Source organism: Microbulbifer variabilis, from assembly GCF_020524905.1.
GTDB classification, from domain to species: Bacteria; Pseudomonadota; Gammaproteobacteria; order Pseudomonadales; family Cellvibrionaceae; genus Microbulbifer; species Microbulbifer variabilis_A.
The window spans coordinates 122,679-129,233 of the sequence record NZ_JAIVKI010000015.1; the positions used below are offsets into that span (position 1 = coordinate 122,679).

A 6,555-nucleotide genomic window follows, 5' to 3' on the forward strand; every position below is an offset into this window, starting at 1 on the left:
GCTGGACCACTACTGTTTGTTCGGCCATTCGTTAATGACCTTACCAGTGTTCACATCAAGTTGTTGCAAGCCAGGCTTGCTAACTATATCAAATTTTTTAGCTTCTTGCCCTTCTTTTCTATGCCATTTGAGTTTTTTATTCATCGCATATTTTGTCAGTTCATCATCCTTCATATTCTTGAACCTTTTCACTTCTTCTTTAGTTTTGTTCTGTGATTTCGTGGCTGCGGCCTCGAGAGATGTTTCGTCTCTGATTTCTTCAGGTCCAGATGCACGGAGCTGATCGAGCGTAGGCGGATTTTTATCTAAATGGTTTAATTTATTTTTTAATTTCTCGATCAAGTCATCCGAATATTCCAAACACCTACTTAGTATATTTAATTGCTCTTGCTGAAATTCGGTGGGAGGTTCTTGTTCTTGTAAGTCATGACCAATGAAATATGCATCTTCATTATAAGAATTAGCTTCTTCCAACCACGACCTTAAAGTTTCCGTATCAGAACAGCTCTCAAACTCGGCATTGATAGTATCAGAAAGATTGAGGATGTTTCTTTTAAGCGCTTCTACCTCCCCACGACTTTCCTGGTGATCACCCTGAATTTTTGTTGGGACTGCAACCTCTTTGGACCGACTATTCTGAAAACCGGAAATTATTGCCCGAAAAGGTCCAGAGACACATCCACATAGACGCGTAATCTTCCGACTGAGGCTTGAGCTATTTTTCTCCTTAGTCTGAGGCTCAAATAATTCTTTATTTAAATTTCTACTGCTAGTTGAAGAAACACTTGAAGCACCACTCATTTTATCCCCCAAACTAAATATCTTTCGCTTAAATTACTCATCTATATTAAAACCATTTTTTCATCGGTAAAAGCTTAAAAAAAGGATTACACCATCGAAAACGCACTGCCAAATTATAAAACCACTACAGAGACAGTTCCGCATTATTTAAATGCGAAACGACACAACAATTTGAAATGCTCTAATTGCCGGGAGTAAATCCTGCTTCCTTAAGGTATCTTTCAAAAACGGATTGCATTTAATAACCAATATTTCTCATCAAAGTTCCTCTAGCATCTTGAGCCAGGTCTACATAACCTTCACACAATTCTTTAATTACCTCGGGGAAAAGTTCATTAATTTCCTCTATAGATTTATCCGAGAAGTTATCCTCAGTGGGGGCTACAGCAGGGAGGGTGCCCCATGAGTCGCGACTTGCTCTATCTACTTTTTGCTCAGATAATAATGTAGCATCAAATTCATAATGATCATTCTCCATTGCCATTTTACATATTTTTTTTAACTCACTTAATTTCTCAAGAACATATCTCTTATTTTCAGAACTCACGTTTATCTCACACTTGGCGCCAAACCCGATATGCTCATTTTCAAGAGAAACTAAATCTCGCAATTTTTCTTCAATACTCTTATAGTTTTTATTCCCAAATGCTTCTAGCATGTCATTTTTAAATTCGTTCATGTATTCATTAAGGGTAGTATATTTACGTGGCTGGGTGGTATCACCTACATTGAATAGACGCCCAAACGCCTGCAGAAATAGAATATTTTCACTGGCAAATGCATCCTCTGCAGTATCCACCCACTCTTTTTTTAAACGGCTACCGTCCGTTAATAAAATCCGCATTGAGTAGATCACATCGTCCTTACTCCGATCAAAATTTTCTGGGGTAAAATCCTTCTCTGGTGCCACACATACTTCATAGGCTGCCCCTGGTTTAGAGCCCCTTACTCCCTCAAATCTTTTACGCTCGGCATCCGTGAGATCACGCCGGCTTTGAGATTCTAAATCCTTTAATTTAGCCTCATATTTTCCTGCTAAATCTTTCATCCTAAGTATTTCATCAGAATTGTCGGGATTAGTTGACTGCAAGCAATCAACCGTATGGTCGATAGCTTTTTTATTTAATTCTAATTCAGTTATATCATCACTACGACTAAGATCCTCCTCTGCTTTTTTACGTAGATCAATTGCCAGTTCTAAATTTAGAGAATCAATGGGCCGCCCTCCAATTTTACCCGCTGAGTTTATCTCATTGGGAATTGGTGCCCGATTATGTTTATTACGATTCAGGCCGGACACTACGAATGCCATTCCCCCACGTAATCTTTTGCCCATAACCTGTAACCTACTTTTAAGGCTGGATGGTTTTGGGCGTTTGTCCTGATCATCTTCCACCTTAACCAACGACTCAAAACTGCTAGTAGACGCATTGCTAGCAACAGATTGCTGAGAGCCAACTTTCCCCATCTATGATCTCCTAATATTGCATTGTGGTTAACAGGCATATCAACCTCTTCAAAGAGCACTTCCCATGAATTTTTACATCCATCTTAAAGTGGCAACACTCCCACCTAATGGGCCGTGCATGCGATTGACCATACCGCTGAAATTAAGTAAATTAATCCAAAAGTAGACCTACTACTCCGATCGTAAAAAAACACTCACTTCTAGATTGCCAGCATAAGTGACGCACACCTACCCACCAAAAATTCCTGTGGACTCAAGAAATTTAACGCCTTCCTAAGGTGCCTCTAAATATCTTTCGCTTAATCTATTCATCTATATTAAAAACCATTTTTTCATCGATAAAATCTTAAAAAAATAATTACACCATCGAAAACACACAGCCAACCTATAAAACCACTACAGAGACAGTTCCGCATTTTTTGAATGCGGAACTGCACAACAATTTAAAATGGACTAATTGCTGGGAGTAAACCCCTGTTTATTAAGGCTTTCCTTAAACATATCTCTAGAATCAACGTCGATATTTCTTCTAAGGGTTCCGTGAATCTCATAAATCACATCTTTATAACCCTTAAATAATCTATCAATTACCTCGGAGAAAACTTTATCTGTTGCCTCAACTGGTTTATCGGAGAAGCTTTCCGCAGCAAAGGTTATAGATCTAAGATCGTCAATGGCGTCAAGTCCTTTGTCAAATTTTTTTGTTTTAGAGGATGATTCACTATTCACAGGAGCATGCGAATTATTCTCGCTTGCTGTAACAAATATATTTTTTAACTCGCTAAAATTATTAACAACACAATCCCTAAGTTCAAATGATAAATTTAGCGAATTTTCGCCGTCTTGCCTTAAATACTCATTATCAAGAGACTCTAAATCTCTCAATTTTTCATTAAGCTTGACATAGTCTTTATTTCTCCAGTCTTCTAGTATGTCAGCTTTAAATTTGTCCATGCATTTTTCAAGGGTAGGATCTTTTTGCCGCTCGATATCGGTAACAACACCGACACTTAATACACGCCCGAACTTCTGTAGAAAATTAGTACTGTCATAATTACAGCTTTCCTCTGCGAAATCCGTCCAAACTCTCTTTAAACGGCTACCATCCGTAGACAAAACCCCCATAAAGTAGAGTGCGTCAACCTTACTCCGATCAAGATTGACTTGGGTCAAATCCCCAACGCTAACAGCTCCAGAAAATCCATCGCTACATTCTGAAAAATGGCCACTACCTTTTATTACATTCGGTTTTTCGAATGAGCAAATCCGAGGAATCAAACAACTGATCACGCTATAGAATTTGGATGCTAATGCATATCTCTTTTTTGAGACTTGTCCTTCTGGTCTGATTACATGATCTTGCGGAGCATTTGCAGAATTAGAGGCACTTACACTCCCTGAATTACTTATCCCACTTAACGATCCCATTACATCTCCCCTCTACTAAATAGTTAACAAAATACTTGGTAACTCTATTACTTCATTTTTTAATTGAACACAGAAACTTCTGTAAAGCTACTTATTCAAATCTTACTCTATCTAAATAGACGAATCTTTTAATTTTAGCTTCAATTTTTTAGAATTACGAAGCCCGTGAATAATTACTTCCAGTTCCATCCGTTCCTGGAGGCCATATTTTTACTCTACACGCCGGAACGGCAGAGCCATGTCAAGTCTCACCGCCAGAGGCGGTGGTTTAACTATGTGTTAATTAATAAAGATTTATTAATAAGCACTAATTATGCTTATTTAGCTGACTGAGCCAGCTATTTATAAGTCTCTGGCACGTTATCAGTACCAGCTATTGACACTAATCCTACGCCAGACTCACTCGACACATAGGTTTTATCTACGTTGTCACTCCCGCTACAAACCGTTCTCTTCTCTGCTGCGCGAGGTAAATCCTTACAGCGAACGACTGGATCACCGGAAGAGGAGGAAAACCTCTCTGGATTCTCCTCAATAAACTGCTTAATAGTGTCTTTGGTACTCAAAGTTATCGTTTGCTTGGTGGTCGAAGCTTGCTTATCTATATACTTCTGCTCTTTGGAATCCTTAAATTCTGCACCCTTGTCAGTTGAGGTTTCAGAAAGTCTATCAGTCGATTCTGAAAAATGCTCAATAGTTTCTATTACTTTCGGATTTCGGAATAAACTTTTTAAAGGATTTTGGCAGCTGAATATTGAGTTAAAAGCAACCCTAAGGCCAGCCCTTTTTTTTGAGACCTCTCCTTCTGGTCTGCCTGCTTGATCTTGTGGAGCATTTTCAGGCTTAGAGACGCTTACCTGTCCTTGATTATTTACCCCACTTACTGACCCCGTCATACCTTTCCCCATAAAATAGTTGACAAAATACCTGGCGAGACTACAACTGTAGCTTTTATATCTAAACGTAAAAGCTACGGTAAAATCACCTATCCAAATCTTATTGAATTTAAATAGACGAATCTTTTAATTATGGGTTTAATTTTTTAGAATTAAGAAGCCCCTGAATAATTACTTGATACTTCTGGCTTCAGCGCAGCTCTAAATCTATGCTTGACTTCGCAGGAATATCAATCCATTTCAAGAGACCGTAACGCAAACTGAGAATAGCGCCACGAGCTCCGTAGGTCGCTCCTAACTCGAAAGCTACATCTGCTGTATCACAGCTCTTGCAAAGGGCTTGAGCCCTTCACAGCGATCTTCACCCATATCGGTAACCTTTAGGGTCAGCGAATTTTATAGAATTATTCTCAGATTCCTTAATTTTGTTCAAAATCTAAAAATAAATACCCTTATTTGATAGTTTGCAGCTGTATTTGCGATACAATTCTTACCCCAAAATCTGATCTAATTGAGCGCCTACCGGAAAATAAGGCCTGGTACCATGGGCGTGATCCTGTGTCAAAATACAACCTGCCCCCAATAGTACCGTCAATGAGAAAGTCTTATAAATTAGCATCTTGGATTCTCTCTTCTATTGATTATGGGATAGATACCTTTGCTAGATTTAGGGGGTAAATTTAAGCTTTAGGAATAAGAAATGACTTCAGCCCATTCTGCTTCAGCCAGGGTTAACCATTCGTCAAGATTGGAAAGTCAAGAACGCACTTCGATAAACCCAGGAAGGCATTTATACCGGATCAGATCAAGGTGCGTGAATTAACATTTATCTAAACATCAAATATTAAATTTTTGCTCATGCGGAAAGTAAGAATCCTCATTCCGAAATATTTTACATCTATCAATGGGCAAGTAGATAATTTGGTGACTTTCAACAGCGGAATAAAAACCTGGAATTTCTCACAGGAAGACAAATCGGTGAGAAAGAACTTTAAAGATTTCTCTGGCATTTGTGCTGGATTAGCCGCTTACTGGGTTTTAGGCTTCGCCAATGGTGAAAAATTGAGTGTAAAATTGGAGAATCCTAAAGGTGGCGGCCATGGTGAGTGGGCACCTTTAAACGGGGATCTTCTTATTAAAGTCCATAAAGACCATAAGTCATGGGCAAATGGGAGTCAACCGTTAAATACATTGAAACCTATGCTTGCTAAACTGGGATATACTCACTGTATGGAAGACTCATCTGTAAAAACGGACAATTTCGAAATTTCTCTCCCTCCGGTTAGTACCGGCAAAAATATTTCAGCAGGAGATGGGGGAATTCTGAAAAGAAAAATTACTTTCAATGATGAAAAACCAGTAGGCCATGAAATAATTTCATACTTAGACAACCTTAAGGACTGCATAATACTGATAAACATTAACGGGGGCTCTTTTAACGGGCACCAAATGGCAGTCCACCTTTTAGAAGATGGCGGCGTTGATCTCTTCGACCCCAACTGCGGTGAATTTCACTTTGCCAACAGCAAAGACTTCCATAGTTTTTTTCAAGGGTTTTATGAAACTAAATGGTCTAATTTTAATCGCAACTGGAGCGCCACAGTTTTTAAAAAATAAACTCTAAACAGTGACAGCCAATGATGTGAACGAGCATAACTTGTTATTTTTAGGAGATATCTATTGGCTGGCCTGTGTACTCTGATTGACTGGAAGGCTGTTAATAAAGCCCTCACACCCTTCAAGAAAGAGTTAATAGGAGCGAAATACATCTGTTTACCGATAACCCCAGCGAACTGTGGGAATTAACACAGCACCCATATGAGTGCTGATTCGGAATACTAGGCTAGTGGACCATGCGGTTAATTAGGTGACACATTTTTGGCTCGCTGCACTGAAGCCAGTATCGTGTCGGCGCTCTTTGTCCATTTAAATGGTTTGGCAAGATCGCGGTTATGAACACGA

5 protein-coding genes are annotated in these 6,555 nt (G+C 39.1%); 1 reads left to right on the top strand and 4 read right to left on the bottom strand.

The genetic code is table 11. The annotated features are described in order from the left end of the window. Positions 1-9: 9 nt before the first annotated feature. The 4 genes from LC073_RS16150 to LC073_RS16165 all read right to left on the bottom strand — a co-directional run bounded on the left by LC073_RS16150 (position 10) and on the right by LC073_RS16165 (position 4,593). Positions 10-801, bottom strand: a complete 792-nt coding sequence (locus tag LC073_RS16150) for a hypothetical protein (protein ID WP_226648348.1) — start codon at positions 799-801, stop codon at positions 10-12. A 238-nt stretch (positions 802-1,039) separates the two neighbouring features. Continuing rightward, complete coding sequence (locus LC073_RS16155) at positions 1,040-2,269, bottom strand: hypothetical protein (RefSeq protein ID WP_226648349.1); 1,230 nt, start codon at positions 2,267-2,269, stop codon at positions 1,040-1,042. A 453-nt stretch (positions 2,270-2,722) separates the two neighbouring features. Further along, on the bottom strand, positions 2,723-3,697 hold the full coding sequence (locus tag LC073_RS16160) for a hypothetical protein (protein WP_226648350.1): 975 nt from the start codon (positions 3,695-3,697) through the stop codon (positions 2,723-2,725). Positions 3,698-4,035: 338 nt separating this feature from the next. Beyond that, complete coding sequence (locus tag LC073_RS16165; protein ID WP_226648351.1) at positions 4,036-4,593, bottom strand: hypothetical protein; 558 nt, start codon at positions 4,591-4,593, stop codon at positions 4,036-4,038. A gap of 924 nt (positions 4,594-5,517) precedes the next feature. Here LC073_RS16165 and LC073_RS21835 point away from each other — a divergent pair. Further along, on the top strand, positions 5,518-6,210 hold the full coding sequence (locus tag LC073_RS21835) for a YopT-type cysteine protease domain-containing protein (RefSeq protein WP_226648352.1): 693 nt from the start codon (positions 5,518-5,520) through the stop codon (positions 6,208-6,210). The last annotated feature ends 345 nt before the right edge of the window (positions 6,211-6,555 follow it).

Bases quoted from the DNA above. Each gene is read 5' to 3' on its own strand.
- LC073_RS16155 (WP_226648349.1), bottom strand. From the start codon at position 2,269: ATGGGGAAAGTTGGCTCTCAGCAATCTGTTGCTAGCAATGCGTCTACT.
- LC073_RS16165 (WP_226648351.1), bottom strand. From the start codon at position 4,593: ATGACGGGGTCAGTAAGTGGGGTAAATAATCAAGGACAGGTAAGCGTC.
- LC073_RS16160 (WP_226648350.1), bottom strand. From the start codon at position 3,697: ATGGGATCGTTAAGTGGGATAAGTAATTCAGGGAGTGTAAGTGCCTCT.
- LC073_RS16150 (WP_226648348.1), bottom strand. From the start codon at position 801: ATGAGTGGTGCTTCAAGTGTTTCTTCAACTAGCAGTAGAAATTTAAAT.